The sequence below is a fragment of the Pusillimonas sp. genome, from assembly GCF_035515275.1.
Lineage (GTDB): Bacteria > Pseudomonadota > Gammaproteobacteria > Burkholderiales > Burkholderiaceae_B > Pusillimonas.
On record NZ_DATJBQ010000168.1, the window covers coordinates 1 to 19,274 of the forward strand.

Consider the following 19,274-nt stretch of genomic DNA (forward strand, 5'->3'; position numbering starts at 1 on the left):
CGTGCTCACGACCGGTGCGGATCTTGGCCAAATCGCTCTTGAGTGCCTCAAGGCTTTTCGCCATGCGCTCTTCGGCAGATTTCCTGACCTCGGATGTACTCATTTCTTTTCCTTTATCAAACGTGCACCAGGGTGCCCTCGTCTTCGCCAAGCACGACGCGTCGCAACGCACCGGGCTTGTTGATGGAAAACACCTTGATCGGCAGCTTCTGGTCGCGGCACAGTGCAAAAGCCGTAGCGTCCATGACTTCGAGCCGACGCACGATCACTTCGTCGAAGCTGATGCGGGCATAACGTGTTGCTGAAGGATCTTTGTTGGGGTCGGCCGAATAAATACCGTCGACCTTGGTCGCCTTCAGGACGATTTCCGCACCGATTTCAGCGCCCCGCAATGCGGCGGCCGTATCGGTGGTGAAAAATGGGTTGCCGGTACCGGCTGCAAACACCACCACCTTGCCTTCTTCAAGATAGCGCAATGCCTTGGGCCGGATATAAGGCTCGACGACCTGATCCAGATTAAGGGCGGACTGCACACGCGTATCGATGCCGCGATTCTTGAGCGCGTCTTGCAAGGCGAGCGCGTTCATGACGGTGGCCATCATGCCCATGTAGTCGGCCGTGGCGCGGTCCATGCCCTGCGCACCCGGAGCCACGCCCCTGAAAATATTGCCGCCGCCGATGACAATGGCCAGCTCGACGCCCAGGGCGGACACCTCGGCGATTTCTTCGGTCATGCGAAGAATGGTACTGCGGTTGATCCCAAATGCGTCATCGCCCATCAGCGCTTCGCCGGACAGTTTTAACAGGACGCGTTTGTATGATCTGGTGGTCATGGATAGGTTCCGAGAAGTCGTTCCAACGAAAGTGTATGCCAGACCGGGCCGTTGCGGCTACGCAAGGGCCCGGCCGGGACAATGCATCAGGTAATCAGGCGTTACCCGAAGCGGCTGCCGCTACTTCGGCGGCAAAGTCTTCCGATTTTTTCTCGATGCCCTCACCCACCACGAACAGGCTGAAGCGCTGGATCGAAGCGCCTTTTTCTTTCAGCATTTGCTCGACGCTTTGCTTGTCGTTCTTGACAAAGGGTTGCGACAGCAAGGTGACTTCTTTCAGATACTTCTGAACCGAACCCTCGACCATCTTGGCGACGATTTCGGCGGGCTTGCCGGACTCGGCAGCTTTCTGGGCGGCAACCGAACGCTCGGCTTCAATCAGCTCGGCAGGAACGCCGGCCGCGTCAAGGGCGCGAGGCTTGGTGGCGGCAATGTGCATCGCCAGGTCTTTGCCCACTTCTTCAGCACCGGTGAACTCGACCAAAACGCCGATTTTTCCGCCGTGCACGTAGCTGGCAAGCTGGTTGTTGGTTTCGAAGCGGTCGAAGCGGCGGATCGAGATGTTCTCGCCGATTTTGCCGACCAGCGCCGATCGCGTGCTTTCAACCGTGCCGTCGCCCAAGGGCAGGTCGGCCAGGGCGGCAACATCTGCCGGGCTTTTGTCGGTGATAAGCTGAGCAATTTGTGCAACAAAGCCCAGGAAGTCGTCGTTCTTTGCCACGAAGTCGGTTTCGCAGTTGATTTCGACCACAGCACCCTGCTTGGCATTGTCGGCAATGTACAGGCCGATCAGGCCTTCGGCCGTGACGCGGCTGGCGGCTTTACTGGCCTTGCTGCCCAACTTCACGCGCAGCAACTCTTCGGCGCGCGCCATATCGCCATCGGATTCGGCAAGCGCTTTTTTGCACTCCATCATGGGCGCGTCGGTCTTCTCGCGCAGTTCTTTGACCATCGATGCGGTAATTTGAGCCACAGTATTCTCCAGTTCTTTGAAACAGACCCCGGCGGAACCGGGGCGGGGCAGACGAATGAATCAGCCGTTCGGGCGGCCCGAATAAACCGGGGCCGCACACCAAACAGCTGTGTCCGACCGAACAGCGGGCCGGCTCGCGCCGTTAGCGGCCCGGCATGACGACGGAATGCTAGCAAACGCGAATGGCCAAGCGCCTGGTGCAGGCGCTTGGCGCGAAGGCCTTACTCTTCGCCGTCGTCCTGGACTTCGACGAACTCTCCGTCGCCTTCGGCGATTTCTTCGACCAGGCCGTTCAGCGCTTGGTCACGGCCTTCGAGCACGGCGTCAGCCATGCCCTTGACGTACAAAGCAATAGCCTTGCCCGAGTCGTCGTTGCCGGGAATCACGTAGTCGATGCCTTCGGGCGAGTGGTTGGTGTCAACCACGGCAACCACGGGAATACCCAAGGAGCGGGCTTCAGCGATGGCGATCTTGTGATAGCCAACGTCAATGACAAACAAAGCGTCGGGCAGCGTGTTCATGTCTTTGATGCCGCCGATGGATTTGTTGAGCTTGTCGAGTTCGCGATCGAACATCAGGGCTTCTTTCTTGCTCATGTGCTCGGTAGCGCCTTCAGCTAGCTGGGCTTCCATTTCTTTGAGACGCTTGACCGAGGACTTGACCGTCTTGAAGTTGGTCATCATGCCGCCCAGCCAGCGGCTGTCTACGTAAGGCATGCCACAGCGTGCGGCTTCCTGGGCCACCAGTTCGCGTGCAGCGCGCTTGGTGCCTACGAACAGAATATTGCCGCCACGTGCGGTAACCTGGCGCATGTACTTGGCAGCTTCAAGGTATTTGCCGACAGTCTGCTCAAGGTTGATGATGTGAATTTTGTTGCGATGGCCGAAAATATACGGGGCCATCTTGGGGTTCCAGTAACGGGTCTGGTGACCAAAGTGGACACCGGCTTCAAGCATTTCACGCATCAAGGACATAATATTCTCCGAGGGTTGGGTCTGGTACGCAGCTTGCATTTGGGGCGTGTCGTAGATATGGTTAACGACAACACACCAAACACCCTTCTTTCGCTACGTACGCGATTTTTGCCAAAAAGGGCAAATTAAAAGAAAGCCTATAATTCTACTATCTTTAAGTTATACAGTTCAAGCTGACATGAGCATTCTAGTTACAGACCCCGCCGACCTGGACAAAATGCGCGCCGCCTGCCAGGCCGCCGCCCAGGCCCTCGATTACCTCACCCCACACGTTCGCGCAGGCGTCACCACCGGCGAGCTCGACCGCCTGTGCATGGATTTCATTACCAATACCCTTAATGTCGAATCCGCCACGGTGGGCTATGCCCCCCCGGGCTATCCCCCGTTTCCGGGCTCTATCTGCACCTCGGTCAATCATGTCATATGCCACGGCATCCCTGGCGACAAGGTATTAAAAAACGGCGACATCATGAATATTGATGTCACGGTCATTAAAGACGGCTGGTTTGGCGACACGAGCCGCATGTTCTATATAGGCGAACCCTCCATTTTAGCCAAGCGCCTGGTGGAAACCACTTACGACTGCATGTGGCTGGGTATCGAGCAGGTGCGTCCCGGCGCCACGCTGGGCGACATCGGCTCGGCCATTCAAAAACATGCCGAAAAACAAGGTTTTTCGGTGGTGCGCGAATACTGTGGTCACGGCGTTGGCCGCAAGTTCCACCAAGACCCACAGGTCTTGCATTACGGCAAGCCCGGCACCGGCCTTCAACTTGAAGCCGGCATGATCTTTACCATCGAACCCATGATCAACACCGGCCGCAAAGAAATCCGCCAGCTGGCCGACGGCTGGACAGTCGTTACCCGCGACCACAGTCTTTCGGCGCAGTGGGAGCATAGCGTACTGGTTACCGACACCGGCTACGAGATTCTTACCGTTTCGCCCGGCATGCCCGCCCCCCCTGCTTTCGTACAGGCAACAGCCTAAAGCAGGCCGACAGCAAACCGGCAAGCCCTTTTATTATGGACGCGCCCATCCCCTCGCCATGGCGCCAGCGATTCGACCAACGGCGCAGCGAGGTCATCGGCAATTTTCGCCGACACCTGCGCTCCGACACCTTGCTGGCCGGCCTGCGGCGCGTTACCGACCAGGCGGTTCGCGACACCATCAAGCAACACCCTCTGCCCGAAGGCGCCGCACTGGCAGCGGTGGGCGGCTACGGGCGCGGCGAGCTCTACCCCTACTCTGACATCGATGTATTGATCCTGCTGGAACGCGATCCGGGCCCCGAAGACAGGATTCGAATCGAAAAACTAATCGCCGCCTTGTGGGATCTGGGCCTGGATCTTGGCCACAGTGTTCGTTCGATCGCCGACTGCCGCAACGAAGCCGAACACGACGTCACCATTGAGACTGCGCTGATGGAGTTGCGCTGGATCGCCGGCAACAAGCCATTGGTTCAGCAATTGGCGCAAACCATGCGTCGCGGCCGCGACCCGATCAGTTTCTTTCAGGCCAAGCGGGCCGAAATGGTGCAGCGCCACGCCCGGCACCACGACACCCCCTACGCGCTTGAACCCAACTGCAAAGAATCGCCGGGTGGCCTGCGCGACCTGCTGACCCTGCGCTGGATCGCTCAAGCGGCAGGCGTGGGCAACACCTGGAAGCAGATTGCCGACAGCGGCATGCTGACGCCGGCCGAGCACCGGGCTCTGCGCCGGGCCGAACTGGCCTTCAAGCGCTTGCGCATAGAGCTGCACCTGCAGGCGGGCCGGCGCGAAGACCGCCTGTTATTCGACCTGCAACCGGCGCTGGCGGCCACCTATGGGTTTGAGGCCACAAAAACGCGTCGCCCCAGCGAACTGCTGATGCAACGCTATTACTGGGCCGCACGGGTGGTCAGCCAGCTCACCACCATACTGATGCAGGCTTTTGAGGAACGATTGTTTCCGGCCCCCGACAGCGCACGAAAGGTTCTGGACGACGACTTCTGCCAGGTGCACAATCGCCTCGATATCAGGCGGGCCGACGAGTTCGAGCGCAAGCCGACCCTGCTACTGCGGGCGTTCCTGGTGATGCAGCGCAACCCCGAGCTGACCGGTCTTTCGGCGCAGATAATGCGGGCCATGTGGCATTCTCGCAAGCGCATGGACGCACAGTTTCGCGCCAACCCGGTCAACCGCCACGCCTTCATACAAATACTTCAGCAACCTCGGGGCGTAGTGCATGCCTTGCGCCGCATGACCATGCTGAACATTTTGCCCCGCTACCTGCCCGAGTTTCGCCGCATTGTCGGCCAAATGCAGCACGACCTCTTCCACGCCTACACGGTGGATCAGCACATACTTATGGTGATTCGCAACCTGCGCCGCTTCACCATGCCCGAGCACGCCCAGGAGTATCCACTGGCCAGCCAGCTTATCGCCGACCTCGACAAGCACTGGCTGCTATACGTGGCGGCGCTGTATCACGACATTGCCAAGGGTCGTGGCGGAGACCATTCAGAGCTTGGTGCGCAGGATGCGCGGCGTTTCTGTGCGGATCACCAAATCAGCCCCGAAGACACCGACTTGGTGGAGTTTTTGGTGCGCGAGCACCTGACCATGTCGCTGTTTGCGCAAAAACGCGACCTGACCGACCCCGATGTCATCCACGAATTTGCGCGGCGTATTAAAACCGAGCGTCGCCTGGCTGCGTTGTATTTGCTAACCGTGGCCGATATTCGCGGCACCAGCCCCAAAGTCTGGAATGCCTGGAAAGGCAAACTGCTTGAAGACCTGTTTCGTCTGACCCTGGCGGCGCTAGGGGGCACCCAACCCGACCGCGGCACGGTGCTGGCCCAACGCCGCGAAGAAGCCGGAGCCGAGGTACGCCGACTGGGGCTGCGCGATGACAGCCGCGACCAGTTCTGGCAAAAGCTTGATGTCGCCTATTTTCTTCGGCACGAGGCTTCTGAAATTGCCTGGCATACTCGCCACCTGTATTACCGTGTTGATTCGCCCGAGCCTGTGGTCAAGGCACGGGTCGTCGGGCAGAGCGAAGGCCTGCAGATCATGGTGTATGCGCCCGACCGCAACGATTTATTCGTAGATATTTGCGCCTACCTTGACCAGCGGGCCCTAAGCGTACAAGACGCCCGCATCCACACCACCCGTCATGGCTGGGCCCTGGACAGCTTCATTGTGCTGCTGCCCGACAACGACCGCGACTTTCGCTCGTGGGCCAACCTGGTTGAACACGAGCTGGCCGAACGGCTGGCCGACCCGCGCAGGCGCGGCGCCCGCTCAGCGCCGGGCTTTGGCCGACGCCGCTCGCGCCGAGCCCGGGTGTTTCCCATTGTGCCCAATATAGAACTGCAGCCCGACGAAAGCGGTACCTCGTGGCGGCTTTCATTGATCGCCGCCGACCGCCCCGGCCTGCTCCACAGCCTGGCGCAGGTATTTGCCCACCACGGCGTCAGCCTGAAAATGGCCAAGATCCTTACCTTGGGCGACCGGGTCGAAGACGTTTTTATTATTGAAGGCGAAACCCTGGGCAACCCGCGCGGGCAACTACAGTTCGAGCGCAGCCTGCTGGCCGGCCTGGACGAAACTCACTGAACCCGCCTGCCACGCCCGGCTCACACCGGCCTACTTTTCAGGTACGCCATCGAACCCATAAGTTTCGCGCATGGCCGGGCGCCAGGCCCTGCCTGAGGTCTGACTACCCCATTACAATACGCCGCAACACACATTAAGCGCTTAACCACATCCAATATGAACGTACTCCGATCCGTAACCACCCGCCGCATCTTGCACCTGATCGCACTGCTCTCTTTGGCGGCAGTGGGCGTCGCACTGGTGTCGCAGCATGTGTTCGACATGCCGCCCTGCGCGTGGTGTGTATTTCAACGCCTTATATATATAGCGATTGCGCTGCTGTGTTGGCTAGGGCTGGGGCTGGAAGGCATGCGGCCTGTGCTTGGCCGGTTCGCGGCCGGGGCTAGCGCCCTGCTCGCGATCGGCGGCGCTGTGGCCGCCTGGTACCAGTACAGCGTGGCCGCGCAAATGTTCTCGTGCGATCGGACGTTTGCCGACCGTTTCATGGTGCAGTCGGGCCTGGATGCCGGCCTGCCCTGGATTTTTGGCATCTACGCCACCTGCATGGATGCACGGGTTGAGCTGCTGGGCATCGAATACGCCCTATGGAGCCTGGCGCTATTTGTGGTGCTGGCAGCGCTGGGCATTATCGGGGCAGCGCGAAAGTAGCAGAGGGTGCTACATAGCTATTATTACAAGCACGTTTAACGTCAGTTCCTACGGTACCACCGCTGCCAATTGCTACGAAGTGGCGCAAAAAAACAACAGGCAGGCGCGCAAATTCGTTGTTAAACACCAACAAACAACGGTTTTTTTTATAGCAATCCGTTGAAAACGGGTTAACCCTTATCGTCGGTGGTGGGGGCCGTATATAAACTCGAATCCAATAAAAGTTGGTCTACATCAGTAAACGATTCGATCACTCTTATAACAACCAAGACGGGGATTCACAAAAACGAACCAGTTGTTGCAACAAGGCCCTTGGGCCCTGTAGTTATAAGTGTGGTTCTCTGGGCTTACACTTCGAAGCAAGCACTCACAAGAAGATACATAGCATCTGCTTTTGAGTGGTTTCAAACGGTAAGAAGCACTAATTTTCATCAACGTTGGAGAAAACCAATGAAGTTAAAAGCACTTGCACTGGGCGTAGCCCTGGCATTCCCCATGATGGCTCAAGCGCAAAGCTCGACCAGCGTTACCTTGTACGGTGTTGTCGACACCGGCATTGAGTATGTCAACAACATTGCCGAGTACGACACAGTTATTGATCCTATTAGCGGGAACCGTGTTGCCAACCAGCGCATCGGTGACAGCAACTCGACCCACTTCACCAACCTTACACAATCGTGGCCTTCCCATTGGGGTTTGCGCGGTACTGAAGACCTGGGCAACGGCCTAAGCGCTGTCTTCACACTTGAGTCCGGTTTCAACACCGGTACGGGCACCTCGGGTCAGGGTGGTCGTCTGTTCGGCCGTCAAGCCTTTGTCGGCCTGAAAGGCGACTGGGGCCAAGTCGCATTCGGTCGTCAGTACAACATGCTGATGCGCAGCATGCTGGGCGCCGACATTCTGGGCCCCAACGCCTACGGCATGGGTACCCTGGACGACTACATCCCCAACGCCCGTATGGACAACTCCATCACCTACATGGGCAACTTCAGCGGCGTCAAGTTCGGTGCTGCTTACTCGCGTGGTCGCAACGTAGTTGCCGCTACTCCTGCCAACCCCGCCGCCGGCAATTGCGGTGTCGACTACCACGATCAGTCGGCTTGCTCGGCATGGTCCGTCATGGCCGGCTATGACACCGCCAACTGGGGTGTTGCCGCTGGTTACGACGTTCTGCGTGGCCAAGGCGATCGTACAGCAGGCACGGTTAACAACTGGCCTGGCTTGGACCGCGACCAGAAAGATCGCCGCTGGAACATCAACGGTTACGTCAAGTTCGACGCCTTCAAGGTCGGCCTGATCTACTTGAACCGCAAGAATGATGCCGGCATCAGCAACGGTGCTCCTGGCCTTGCAGCTCGCTCGTTGGGCAACCGCAGCGACCTCTGGACACTGAACGCTTCGTACCAAGTTAGCCCCGCTGTCGTCCTTGACGGAGCGGTCAACTACATGCGCTTCAAGGATGCCGCAGAAAGCTCCAAAGCATGGTACTACGTTGCACGCGCCACCTACTCGTTCTCGAAGCGCACCTCGGTATACGGTTCGGCTGCCTACATCCGTAACACCGGCTTGTCGAACATTTCTGCCGCAGGCGGCACCGCTCCTGCACCACGCCCCGGTGCTGGCGAGAACCAGACAGCCGTTATGGTTGGCCTGCGCCACAACTTCTAATCTAACTTAGAAGCCTTGCCGCCAGTCGGCAGGAGCCTTGCTTGCAAGTCTCCTGCCGGCGAACCGGCAAACTTGCAGTACCTGTAGTAATCCGTAGATTTGATTTGATTTGATTTATGTCGGATAAGCCTTTTGGCCTATCCGACTTTTTTTTTGCTCCGCCTAAAATGAAACCAAAGGGAAGCAAAGACTTAATATCACTACAGACGCCGGATGGGTAACGCGTACTTGCCTATCTACAGGGGAAGAACGATGAAGATTCCAGCAAAACCACTGGGCTTGTTCGCGGCCCTGACTGTGGTCTTCATTAGCCCCGCCGCACTGGCCCAGACCCCCGACTTCAGCGGTACCTGGCACACCACGGCTCAGTGCCCGATCGGCCCGGTGGCGTTCACCGTTAAGGTGAAGGGAACAGAAGGCACGCTTGCCTATGACGGATACGGGCCCCAAAAGCTTCACGCCGCCAATTTCCCGGTCAAGCTAACACTGATTAAGCCAGAAATGTACGTGCATTTTGGGGGCCCGGATCAAGGCGCCGATTTCGGAAGCTTTCAGGGCGTGCTGCTTGCCGACGGCACTGTGGGGCAGGTACGCGGGCTTCAGGTAAATGGGCGGTACTGCGATAACTTCACGTTGGCCAAAGCAGACGCTTCCTCTGGATTGGCGGCAAATTCACCAAAGCTGGACACCCAGGGCCTGACCAACGGGCCGTTCTTTACAACGATATTGCAAGGTCGCTTCGAGACCCTCAACGTACCCACCGACCACCTGGTTTTCAACAGCATGTTCGGGTCTTATCTGCATGCTTACGCACGCCAATGCGCGGCCAATCCCAGCACAAGGCCGAAAGGCTTTGTGGAAATGACCAACCTTGAGTGCGTGCAAGAGGGCATTACCGCCACCTACTATCGGAACGGAACCTATACCGAAAGTGCGCCGTACTGCACAAAATGGCAGGACGTGCCCACCGGCTTTTTCGCCGACCCCGAAATGTGGCAGGTCAAACAAAAGCTGGACGCCATATTTTTGCGCGATGAGTTCAAGCAGATGTTCGCTTTGGCCAAGATCCTTCAGCCTGTCGACCCGCTTGACGCAGCCTTCAAACCCACCATTCAGCAGATTCTTGCCGCCGTTAGAACCGCCCGGGAAGATACAGAGGCCCTGGTCCGGATGAATGGCTGCAACAGTCCCGGACTGATGCGATTCCAGGAAAACCTGCGGCTTTTTGCCCTGAACAAGCCCTTTGGCATTGGCCCCGACGGCTCGCTCAAGCCGATGGTACCGATACCTGCGCCCGGCGACACGTTCAAGGACCCCGACTACGTGGCCCTGCTTGAAGATCTGATGAAAGGCGAAGCGCGCAAATGGCAGGTCAATAAGTACGTGCTAAAAAGTATCGCCAACCCCTCTGTCAGCACCAGAGACAGCCAGAACCGACCCGAAAAAGTGACGGCGGGCTATCAGTTCGGCGGCATGGCCGGCCTTCAGACCGGCACCATGACGGTGACCTTTTTTCAGGGCTACCCCGAATGTCTGTATTTCTCGGACCGACCCGACGCCTGCCGGACACCCGACAAAATGGTCGTATCCAGATACGTGCACGGCGGGTATGCGCCGGGCAGCGCACCCCCGCCCCTTACAGAAGAACAGCGTCTGGAACAACAGAAGCAGCGTGAGGAACGTGCACGAATCAGGCGAGAGGCGCGTAGCGTGCGCTAGGCACCTCGCCCAAGCACTGGCTGCGCTTTCAGTCGAGTATCTTCCACTCGTTGTCCGCCACGGTGACCAGTACGCGGGCGCGTTCATCAACGCCCGAATGATCGCTGGGGCTCATGTTGTATACGGCATGCGCACCCCGCACATCTTTATTGCTCTCGATGGCATCGCGCATGGCCTGACGAAACTCGGGGGTACCCGGCTTGGCAACCTTCAGGGCCTGTGGAACAGCCGCCTGTATGATCAGGCTGGCATCCCACACATAGGCCGCAAAGGCGTTACGCGAGCCCGTGCCGTGTTCACCTTCGTATTTTTGAAGGAAATCGACGCCCAGGGCCTTGAGCGGGTGATCTTCAGGCAGTTGTTCGGCGACGGTGACCGGGCCGGTTGTTGCAACGACCTTCTTGGCGGCGTTGCCCGCCACACGTATGAAGTCGCGGCTGACCACCCCGTGGGTGTGGTAAATGGGGCCGCTGTATCCGCGATCAATTGCCGCAATCTGCGGCAAGGCAGACGGCGTGCCCGAGCCTCCGACAAAGATGGCATCGGGCTTGGCCGCGACCACCTTGAGGACCTGCGAATTGACCGATGTGTCGTTGCGATTGAAGCGCTCGTTGGTGATGACTTCGATGCCGCGTTGTTCGGCCCCTTTGAGGGCGAAGTTGTAATTCATGTCGCCCCACGAGTCGGCAAAACCCATGTAGGCCAGGCGTTTGACGCCGGTTTGCTTCATGTGATCAAGCAAGGCATTGACCATAAGCGACAGCGGTTGGGGAACAGTAAAGATATAGGGCTGTTTGGCAGGGTCGACCGGCATGGGCGCAAGCGCCAGTATCGGGGTCTTTGCCTCGTTGGCCACCCCGCTTTGCGCAATGGCCACCGGTACGGTGGTAGAGCCGATGACGACGTCGGCCTTGTCTTCAGAGATAAGCTTGCTGACGTTGCGCGTGCCGGTGGTTGGGTCGCTGGAGTCGTCAAGAACGATATAGCGAATGGTTTGGCCCGCTACGGTTTTGGGCAGCAAGGGCACCGCGTTGGCAACGGGAACCCCCAGCGACGAGCCCGGGCCGGTTGTACTGGCCGATACGCCCACCACGATCTGGGCCGACACCGCGCCGGAACAGGCCGCCAGCAAAACAGCCAGAATAGTTTTTTTCATTGTTGTCTCCTTGTAAAAAACAGAATGCATGCCGCAGTGGCAAACTAACCTGAAGCGCCACTATAGCCGCGACATCCCGCTCTGTGTAACAAAACTATTTTATTTTTGTACGCAAGTACGTTAAAACGCCCCTGCGCCGCAATTGGCGAACAGGGGCGTGTCGGGCGTGCCTAAATAAACGGCACCGCTCGCGCTGCGCGGGCTTTATTTACGGTCGGTCAAAAACTGGCCGTCGGGGCCTTTCACGTTTTTCTGGCGGCGAGTATTGCCGTCCAGGCCACCGTCTACCGCCCACTCGGCAAAGCGCGTGGGGCCGGGCTCGAACTCGCGCGGCACCCAGTCTGCATCGAGCTGGTCTTCGTCGGCGTAATACTCAATGAGCCCGCCGGCGGGGTTCTGAAAATACCAGAAGTAGGCTGAAGATATGGGGTGGCGGCCCGGCCCCAGCTGGGTTTGCCATCCCTGGCGATCGATATGCAGGCCGCCGCCGAATACTTCGTGGATGTCGCGCACGGCAAAGGCGACATGGTTCAAACCCACCTTCTGGTCGGGGGTTTGCAGCAGGAACAGATCGTGATGGCCGCCGTCTTCGTCGCAACGCAGGAAGACGCCGCGTCCCGGATAACGGTCGGACGGGGCAAACCCCAGCTTTTGAACGTAGAAGTCTTCCATCGCCTGCAGGTCTTTGACGAAGAACACCACATGGCCCACTTCAATCGGCTGGGCTCTATCGTAAATGGGGCTGCGCGCATTCTTGCGCGGCTTCTCGTTCCAGGTGTTCATCTGGCCGCAATCGATCGAGATTTCTTTTTTGCGGCTTACCTGAAAGCCCAACAGCATGCCCGCCGGGTCAACGCACGAGACCCGCTGCTGGTTTTGCTCGAAGCCCGGCTGGTCGGCAAGGCGCTGGGCCAGGCGTTGCAGCACCTGGGCGTCGGACACCCCCCAAACCACTTCACGCATGGTGGGCCCGGCCTCGATCGGTGCGGGGTAGCCTGCGGCATCGGTTTTGACCACTTTGACCAGGCAGCCGTTAAGCGTTGAAAAAACGAGCTTTTCGGGCTGCTCGGAGACAAGTTCGAGCCCCCAGTCGGCGAAGAAACGCTTGCACGTGTCGAAATCATCGGCCCCGTAGGTGATTTCGTCGATACCCATAATATCCATAGATTGCTCCTTAATTGGCCCATGGCAGGGGCTGGTCGTTCAGGCCCCAGTACACACTTTTCTGTTCCATGTACTGCAAAATGCCATCGCGGCCTTTTTCGCGGCCCAGACCGCTGTCGCGCCACCCGCCGAACGGCGTGGCAATAGAGAACTGCTTGTACGTGTTGATCCAGACGTTGCCCGCCTTAAGTTGCCTGGCCAGGCGCCACGCAGCCTTGTAGTCGCGTGTCCAGATGCCGGCCGCCAGGGCATAGACGCTGTCGTTGGCTTGTGCGACCAGATCGTCGATATGGTCGAAAGGCATGGCAACCAGCACGGGGCCGAAGATTTCTTCCTGGCAGATGGTGTCGGTGTTTTTCAGGCCTTCAATAATGGTGGGCAGGTAATAACTGCCCTTATCGTAAAGCTCGCCTTGTGGCCGCGCGCCGCCGCAACGAATGCGGCCGCCTTCTTTGACACCAATGGCCACATAACGTTCAACCGATTCACGATGGCTGTCGCTAATGAGGGGGCCCATTTGCGTGGCTTCGTCCGACGGGTCGCCCACGCGCAGGCGCTGTGCCCCTTCGGCAAGGCGCTGCATGAAGGTGTCGTACAAGGGCCGCGCCACAAACAGGCGCGATCCCGCAATGCAGGATTCGCCGCTGGAACTGAAGATGCCGTACAGCACGCCGTTGACCGCGTGGTCGAGGTCGGCGTCTTCCAGCACGATGGTGGGCGATTTGCCGCCCAGTTCAAGCGCCACCGACATGAATTTTTCGGCGGCTATGGTGGCGATATGGCGCCCCACCGAGGTCCCCCCTGTGAACGAAACACGGCGCACCAGGGGATGACGGGTGATGAGGTCGCCGATGACCGAGCCCTTGCCGGGCACGACGCTGACGATGCCCTTGGGCACGCCCGCCTTGTCGCAGATGCGAGCCAGCTCAAGCGCCAGCAGAGGCGTGATTTCGGCCGGCTTGACCACTACCGCGTTGCCCGCCGCCAGCGCCGGGGCCATTTTTTGCGCTTCGCTGGCCACCGGCGAGTTCCACGGCGTAATGGCGGCCACGACCCCCATGGGCTCGTACAAGCTCATGGTCAGGTAGTCGCCGCGCGCGGGGGTAATGGTTTCTTCAAGCGTTTCGCAGGCCGAGGCAAAAAATTGAAAAGTGCCCGCTGCACTGGCCACCAAAGCGCGTGTCTCGGAAATGGGCTTGCCATTGTCCAGGCGCTGCAATTGCGCCAGGCGCTCGGCGTCTTCGCGGATAAGCTGGGCGATGCGATACAGCACGGCGGCGCGCTCGTGGGGCTTGCGCTGGGCCCAGCCGCTACGTTCGAAGGCCTTCTGGGCGCCTTGTATCGCCTCTTCAACATCTTCAGGGCTGGCGGCGTTAAGCGTGCCCACGATTTCGCCCGTGGCAGGGTAACGACTTTCGTAACGTGAGCCCTTGCCGGGACGCCATTCGCCGGCGATGCAGATGTCTAAAATATCAGTGTTACTCATGTGGTTCCTTGCGCAGCATGCCGCGCTTGCATTAGGGCCGCCCTTTGCGCGCCGCCCAAGCGATTAAACCGCCAACGGCGCAACGAGGTTGCGCAAAGCGCGCACCACGCTGTACACCGTAAGCGCCGATGTCTTGGGGTTGCTTGCCAACGGCTTGCCCTGCATGGTTACGGCCATGTGTCCGAAAGCGCCATTGGCTTCGTAGTAGTGGATGTTCTGGTCTACCGATGGGTCGGCATATAACTGAACCCGCGTGTTGTCCAGGCCCACGCCCGCCAACGACAGCGTTGCCGCCACGTTGGCGTTCTTGGGAAACAGGCGCGCGGCCTCACGTGCCGAGCCTTCGAAGAACAAGGCTTTTTCTTTCAGGTTATGCAGGTCGAGTTTCTCTTCGGCGGGCGAGCCCAGCCAACCCAGCGGCGGCTTGCGCCCCACATAGGTGACCGACTCCAGGCCCGCTGCGCGCGCCGCCGCCAATGCATCGATGCCGCCAATGGCCCCCGAAAGCAGGTGCACCTGTGTGTCACCCTGCAGGGCGGCCTGCTCAAGCCGCTCGGCAAGACCGGGCTCGGACAGCGCCCCGATGGACACCACCATGCACGGCACGCCCTGCTGCAGCGCCGGCAGCACATGAGCCGTAATGGCGGCGTGGCCGGCACATTCGACCACAACGTCGGGGCGGTCGGCGCCCAGCAGCAGCGTGGACGACACTTTGGGCGGATGCCTGAGGCCCAGGCCTTCAAGCTCCAGTCGCACGGCGTTTTCTTTGCCGGGGCTGACGATGAGCTGCGTGACCTGCAGACCCTGGTCGTTCGCGATGAGTTCAAGCACAGATTGACTGATGGCGCCAAAACCCACAATGGCGATTTGCTTGGTTAAGGCTGACATCAGGACCCCGCCGAGGCTGTTTCGGGTTCGCTGACCGGCGGGCCTGCAAAGGCGGTCTTGAACTTGCCGATGGACAGCATGTCGATCTCGATCATGAAGGGACCCTGCTGCGCGTGAGCCTTTTGCAATGCCTGGGCCATGTGCGATAAATCGCTGACCCGTACATGCGGCAATTGGATGGAGGCTGACAAGGCGGCGTAGTCGGGCGTATGCAGATCGACGTAGTGACGGCGTCCGCCATATTGAGCGTCTTGTATGTTCTTGATCACGCCATAGCCCTTGTCGTTCATCAAGATGATGACCATGTCGGCTTTTTCCTGCACGGCCGTGGCCAGCTCGCCCAGGTTCAAGATGAAGCCGCCGTCGCCGGCCAGGCAGTAGGTTTTCTTGCCCGACCGGGCTTGGGCGGCGCCGACGGCCGCACCGATGCCCATGGCCAGGCCCTGGCCGATGCCGCCGCCCAGTGCATGAACGCCGGCTTTAGGGTCGAACAGATACAGGTAACGGTTGCCCCATGTGCTGTTGGACACCGTGACGTCGCGCACCCAATTGAAGTTTTCGCCGGCTGCCTGCTGCAAAGCGCTGACCAACGCCGCATACGGCCCCAGGCCGTCGACCAGACCCGCCACCGCAGCCTCGCGCGCGGCGGCCAGGTCGGCCAGAAATGCCGGGTCGGTGCTTAAGCGCCCCTCGAGCCGGTCTGCCAGGCCTTGCAGCACCAGCGCGGCATCACCTTGTATGAAGTCGTCAGAGTCGTAGCAACGGCCTTCGGCCGCCGGGTCAACGTCTGCCCGGTACAAGGGACGCGGCAACTTAAGCTGATACTTAAGGGTTTCGTTGCCACGCAGCCGCGAACCCACCACCACCATGGCGTCGCAGGTTTGGTAAAAGGCTTCGACCGGCTTGTGCAGGTTGAACGCACCCAGGCTTTGAGGATGCGTTTCAGGCACAATGCCCCGCCCCTGCGTGCTGGTAACCAGCCCGAACCCCAATTTCAAAAGACGTTGCGCGGCGGCGCCTGCGCCCCGCGCACCGCCCCCCAGCCACAGCAAGGGCCGCCGCGCGGAGGCCAGCTTGTCGGCCAGGCGATCAAGCGCCTGTGCGCAAGGCTGATGCACGGGCACCTGCAAGGGCGCCAGGTTGTCGGGCATCGGTATTAGCGCCTGCTGTATGTCGATGGGAATCTCGACGCTTACCGGCCCCGTGGGTGCGGTAAGTGCGGCCTGCACCGCTTGCTTGACGGTTGCCAGCGCCGTTTGCGCGTCGCGCACGCGAAACGCCGCCTTGGAAACCGCGTGCAGCATGGTCAGTTGGTCGGGCGCTTCATGAATATAAGAGAAACCGCGATCAAGGTATTCGGTTTCAATCTGGCCGGTAATGTGCAGCATGGGCGTACCGGCGGTAAGCGCCTCGACCATGGCACCGGCTGCGTTGCCCGCAGCCGTACCGGTACTGGTCAGGCAGACACCCAGTTCGCCGGTGGTGCGGGCATAGGCGTCAGCCATATTGGTGCCGCCGGCCTCGCCACGCGAAGGAATGAAGCGAACCACGCCACGTTCGCCGAACGCGTCAAGAATGGGCATGTTATGTATGGATATGACACCAAACGCCGTTTTAACGCCGCATTCTTCAAGAAAGGCCGCAATCGCCGCCCCAACCGTAACTTCAGTGTTTTGCTTAGGCATGACGGGACACCCCTCCAGAAACATCGATATGGCTTCCTGTTGTGTAAGAGGACAACGGTGTAGCCAGGAAAACTATGGCACGTGCAGCTTCTTCGGGGCGGCCTAGCCTGCCCAGTTGAATATTCTTGCGTTTGGCCAGCTCGCCGGCCCAGGCCTCCCAGGTTTGGAATGGGTCTTCGCGCTCGTCGTAGCGGCGGCGCCACTGGCCCGAATCGACCAGACCCAGCAAAATGCCATTGACGCGTATACCCTTGGGCGCGAATTCGGTGGCCAGGGATCGCACAAGGTTCATGACGCCTGCACGGGCCGCCGAGGTGGCCACCATATGAGGTTCGGGTTGAGCCGCCAATAACGAGTTGACGCAGACAATGGCCGCGTCGGCGTTTTGTTCGAGCTGCGGCAAGAAGCTGCGTGTGGGATGAATGACCGAAAAGAACTTGAGGCGAAGCTCGTTTTCCCAGCCGGCGTCGTCGGTGTCGGCAAAGGTAGACACGCGGCCTTGGCCTGCGTTATTGATAAGCATGCTTGCGGAACCGAGTTCTTCTTGTACGGTCTGGGCGAAATGCGCGACTTGTCCGGGCTGAAGAACATCGCAACTGCGCGCCAAGATGCGGCGTGCCGGAAATGCCTGCACCAGTTGCGCCTCGACCTCGTCCAGGCGCTCACGATCGCGGCCACACAAGGCCACGTCGGCGCCGGCCTCGAGCAACAGTTTGACGGTAGCCAGCCCAATGCCCGAGGTGCCGCCCGTTACGACCGCCACCTTTCCTTCTAGATTAATCATTGTTTCCTCTCGTTCGGAGTTGCCGATATGTCGGTGCCTGGAGCGATGTGATCCAGCAACTGCGACAATTCGGCCGCCGCGCGACATGCGGCGGCCGCCAATGCTTGCAGCTCAAGCTTTTGTATGTGGGCACTGGGCACGGTTACCCCAATGGCACTAATCACCGCCCCGCCCCGCCCATACACGGGCACGACCAGGGTGGCAATGGATTCTTCGTAGTAACCCGGCTCGAAAACGTATTCGCTGGTTTTGTCGGCCTGTATGACTTTGAAAAGCTCGTCGACCGTTGCCGGTGTTTTGTCAGTCGCCTGATGCAACTGCTCTTCTGGATACAGGTCGTGCAACTGGGCATAGCTGAGATCGCGCAGCAACACCCTGCCAAACAAGGTAGAGTGCGCAGGCAACCGGGTGCCCACGTACACGGTATTGGCAAAGGGCGAAGTAACGGCCGAGCGTGCCACATACACCACCGACCGGCCGTCGCGCACGACCAGATTGCAGGAGTAACCCACCGACTCGCGCAGCCTGTCGAGTATGGGGCGGCCCAGTTCGGTCAGCTCTTTGGAAGCCAGGCATTCGAAACCCAGCCGCAACACCGCAAGACCCAGGCTGTAGTCACGCCCCCCGGCGTCGCGTTCGACAAAACCCAGGGTTTCCAATGTAGAGAGCAGGCGAAAAACGGTAGACCGGGGTATGCCCAGGCGTCGTGCCAGTTCGGGAGCGGAAAGCACCGAATCTTGTCGGGTGAATTCGCCCAGTATGCGCAGGCCTCGCTCGAGCCCGGGCACAATGTATTTGTCTGACGCCTGCATACTCAATACTTCACTCATGATCGTCCGACGCTGAAATTTTATTTAATACTTCAAGTATGTGTTTAGCGACGGCCCGGGGCTGCTCGACATAGCAGGCATGCCCCACACCGGGTATAAGGGTGAACTCAAGCCCGTGGCGCTGTGCGAACCCGCGAGACTGCTCGGGTGTGGTGACGATATCGTGTTCGCCGCAAGAGACCCAAGTTGCGTCGGCAGGCAAAGCGTAGCGATTGATATCGTCGCCGCATAACAGCTCTACCGCCTGCAAATAGCCTTGGGCGTTCAGGCGCAAGGCATTGCGCTGCACTGTTTCGCGCGCCGTGTTGCTTGCAGCGCTTGACAACAGGCGATCAGGAAGATTGGCGGCAATGCCTGGTATGCCCTGCTCGGCGAGCGCCGCCACACGCTTGGCGCGCACCTGTGCCGCTTGCGGGTTGCCGGCCCCGCCATAACCCAATGCGGGGCTGATCAACAACATGCCGGCGGCCCGGTGGCTTGGCATGCTGCCATAGGCGGCGGCCATTAATGCGCCCAGCGAGTGTCCCACCAACAGACACCGCTTTACCTGCAAGGCCTCGAGCAGGGCCTGAATGCGTTGCGCGTATTCGGGTGCCGCAGGAGCGCTTGAGGCCAGGGGCGTGGACGCCCCATAACCCGGAGCGTCCCAGGCGATGACCCGCGCCCGCTGCGCCAGCACCGACGCGCATTCGGACCACGAGCCCGAACCCGAGCTGATGCCATGCAGCAGCACGATCGTGTCCGAGCCCCAACCGCACGAACGGTAACCCAGAACCCCGTCTGCAATGCGAACGGACTTCTCGGTAAACACCGGGTCGGCGGCGGGCGGGCCCGATACGTGAGATGACGCAGTACTGCCGACCATG

Annotated in this window: 16 protein-coding genes and 1 pseudogene; 5 read left to right on the forward strand and 12 right to left on the reverse strand. The window is 59.7% G+C overall.

Annotated features, from left to right (window positions below; genetic code table 11):
- From VL003_RS12235 to rpsB, 4 genes and pseudogenes are all read right to left on the reverse strand, one after another.
- A pseudogene (locus VL003_RS12235) lies at positions 1–103 on the reverse strand (ribosome recycling factor); the annotation flags it as partial.
- A 13-nt stretch (positions 104–116) separates the two neighbouring features.
- Positions 117–833, reverse strand: coding sequence for a UMP kinase (gene pyrH, locus VL003_RS12240; RefSeq protein ID WP_325442872.1), 717 nt, complete (start codon positions 831–833; stop codon positions 117–119).
- Positions 834–927: 94 nt separating this feature from the next.
- The gene (gene tsf, locus VL003_RS12245) at positions 928–1,806 is read right to left on the reverse strand and encodes a translation elongation factor Ts (protein WP_325442874.1); all 879 of its coding nucleotides are present in this window, start codon (positions 1,804–1,806) and stop codon (positions 928–930) included.
- A gap of 221 nt (positions 1,807–2,027) precedes the next feature.
- Entirely contained in the window at positions 2,028–2,780 is a 753-nt protein-coding gene (gene rpsB / locus VL003_RS12250) for a 30S ribosomal protein S2 (RefSeq protein WP_325442876.1), read from the reverse strand.
- Between the two features lie 178 nt (positions 2,781–2,958).
- Between rpsB and map the strand changes: the two genes are divergently transcribed.
- The 5 genes from map (at position 2,959) to VL003_RS12275 (ending at position 10,415) form a co-directional block, all read left to right on the forward strand.
- Positions 2,959–3,768 (forward strand): type I methionyl aminopeptidase, encoded by an 810-nt coding sequence (gene map, locus VL003_RS12255; protein WP_325442878.1) that lies wholly within the window; start codon positions 2,959–2,961, stop codon positions 3,766–3,768.
- Positions 3,769–3,803: 35 nt separating this feature from the next.
- Complete coding sequence (locus VL003_RS12260; RefSeq protein WP_325442880.1) at positions 3,804–6,380, forward strand: [protein-PII] uridylyltransferase; 2,577 nt, start codon at positions 3,804–3,806, stop codon at positions 6,378–6,380.
- A gap of 156 nt (positions 6,381–6,536) precedes the next feature.
- Positions 6,537–7,028 carry a disulfide bond formation protein B gene (locus tag VL003_RS12265; protein ID WP_325442882.1) on the forward strand — a complete coding sequence of 164 codons (492 nt, stop codon included), beginning with the start codon at positions 6,537–6,539 and terminating at the stop codon, positions 7,026–7,028.
- A 450-nt stretch (positions 7,029–7,478) separates the two neighbouring features.
- Entirely contained in the window at positions 7,479–8,696 is a 1,218-nt protein-coding gene (locus VL003_RS12270; protein WP_325442884.1) for a porin, read from the forward strand.
- A 252-nt stretch (positions 8,697–8,948) separates the two neighbouring features.
- Complete coding sequence (locus VL003_RS12275) at positions 8,949–10,415, forward strand: hypothetical protein (protein ID WP_325442886.1); 1,467 nt, start codon at positions 8,949–8,951, stop codon at positions 10,413–10,415.
- 28 nt (positions 10,416–10,443) lie between these two features.
- Here the strand turns inward: VL003_RS12275 and VL003_RS12280 are convergent, their stop codons facing one another.
- The 8 genes from VL003_RS12280 to VL003_RS12315 all read right to left on the reverse strand — a co-directional run bounded on the left by VL003_RS12280 (position 10,444) and on the right by VL003_RS12315 (position 19,273).
- Positions 10,444–11,571 carry an ABC transporter substrate-binding protein gene (locus VL003_RS12280; RefSeq protein WP_325442888.1) on the reverse strand — a complete coding sequence of 376 codons (1,128 nt, stop codon included), beginning with the start codon at positions 11,569–11,571 and terminating at the stop codon, positions 10,444–10,446.
- Positions 11,572–11,775: 204 nt separating this feature from the next.
- On the reverse strand, positions 11,776–12,735 hold the full coding sequence (locus VL003_RS12285; RefSeq protein ID WP_325442890.1) for a VOC family protein: 960 nt from the start codon (positions 12,733–12,735) through the stop codon (positions 11,776–11,778).
- Positions 12,736–12,745: 10 nt separating this feature from the next.
- Entirely contained in the window at positions 12,746–14,221 is a 1,476-nt protein-coding gene (locus VL003_RS12290) for an aldehyde dehydrogenase (protein WP_325442892.1), read from the reverse strand.
- A gap of 63 nt (positions 14,222–14,284) precedes the next feature.
- The gene (locus tag VL003_RS12295; protein ID WP_325442894.1) at positions 14,285–15,109 is read right to left on the reverse strand and encodes an aspartate dehydrogenase; all 825 of its coding nucleotides are present in this window, start codon (positions 15,107–15,109) and stop codon (positions 14,285–14,287) included.
- A complete protein-coding gene (locus tag VL003_RS12300; protein ID WP_325442896.1) occupies positions 15,109–16,794 on the reverse strand; it encodes a thiamine pyrophosphate-binding protein in 1,686 nt (561 codons plus the stop codon). Before VL003_RS12300 ends, VL003_RS12295 begins: the two co-directional genes overlap by 1 nt.
- On the reverse strand, positions 16,787–17,578 hold the full coding sequence (locus tag VL003_RS12305) for an SDR family oxidoreductase (RefSeq protein WP_325442898.1): 792 nt from the start codon (positions 17,576–17,578) through the stop codon (positions 16,787–16,789). Before VL003_RS12305 ends, VL003_RS12300 begins: the two co-directional genes overlap by 8 nt.
- Complete coding sequence (locus tag VL003_RS12310) at positions 17,575–18,408, reverse strand: IclR family transcriptional regulator (protein WP_325442900.1); 834 nt, start codon at positions 18,406–18,408, stop codon at positions 17,575–17,577. The genes VL003_RS12305 and VL003_RS12310 overlap by 4 nt, the downstream gene beginning before the upstream one ends.
- Complete coding sequence (locus VL003_RS12315) at positions 18,401–19,273, reverse strand: alpha/beta fold hydrolase (protein ID WP_325442902.1); 873 nt, start codon at positions 19,271–19,273, stop codon at positions 18,401–18,403. Before VL003_RS12315 ends, VL003_RS12310 begins: the two co-directional genes overlap by 8 nt.
- Between the last annotated feature and the right edge of the window lies 1 nt (position 19,274).

Coding starts and splice junctions, on each gene's coding strand:
- pyrH (WP_325442872.1), bottom strand. CDS start 833: ATGACCACCAGATCATACAAACGCGTCCTGTTAAAACTGTCCGGCGAA.
- rpsB (WP_325442876.1), bottom strand. CDS start 2,780: ATGTCCTTGATGCGTGAAATGCTTGAAGCCGGTGTCCACTTTGGTCAC.
- map (WP_325442878.1), top strand. CDS start 2,959: ATGAGCATTCTAGTTACAGACCCCGCCGACCTGGACAAAATGCGCGCC.
- VL003_RS12260 (WP_325442880.1), top strand. CDS start 3,804: ATGGACGCGCCCATCCCCTCGCCATGGCGCCAGCGATTCGACCAACGG.
- VL003_RS12265 (WP_325442882.1), top strand. CDS start 6,537: ATGAACGTACTCCGATCCGTAACCACCCGCCGCATCTTGCACCTGATC.
- VL003_RS12270 (WP_325442884.1), top strand. CDS start 7,479: ATGAAGTTAAAAGCACTTGCACTGGGCGTAGCCCTGGCATTCCCCATG.
- VL003_RS12275 (WP_325442886.1), top strand. CDS start 8,949: ATGAAGATTCCAGCAAAACCACTGGGCTTGTTCGCGGCCCTGACTGTG.
- VL003_RS12280 (WP_325442888.1), bottom strand. CDS start 11,571: ATGAAAAAAACTATTCTGGCTGTTTTGCTGGCGGCCTGTTCCGGCGCG.
- VL003_RS12285 (WP_325442890.1), bottom strand. CDS start 12,735: ATGGATATTATGGGTATCGACGAAATCACCTACGGGGCCGATGATTTC.
- VL003_RS12290 (WP_325442892.1), bottom strand. CDS start 14,221: ATGAGTAACACTGATATTTTAGACATCTGCATCGCCGGCGAATGGCGT.
- VL003_RS12295 (WP_325442894.1), bottom strand. CDS start 15,109: ATGTCAGCCTTAACCAAGCAAATCGCCATTGTGGGTTTTGGCGCCATC.
- VL003_RS12300 (WP_325442896.1), bottom strand. CDS start 16,794: ATGCCTAAGCAAAACACTGAAGTTACGGTTGGGGCGGCGATTGCGGCC.
- VL003_RS12305 (WP_325442898.1), bottom strand. CDS start 17,578: ATGATTAATCTAGAAGGAAAGGTGGCGGTCGTAACGGGCGGCACCTCG.
- VL003_RS12310 (WP_325442900.1), bottom strand. CDS start 18,408: ATGAGTGAAGTATTGAGTATGCAGGCGTCAGACAAATACATTGTGCCC.
- VL003_RS12315 (WP_325442902.1), bottom strand. CDS start 19,273: ATGGTCGGCAGTACTGCGTCATCTCACGTATCGGGCCCGCCCGCCGCC.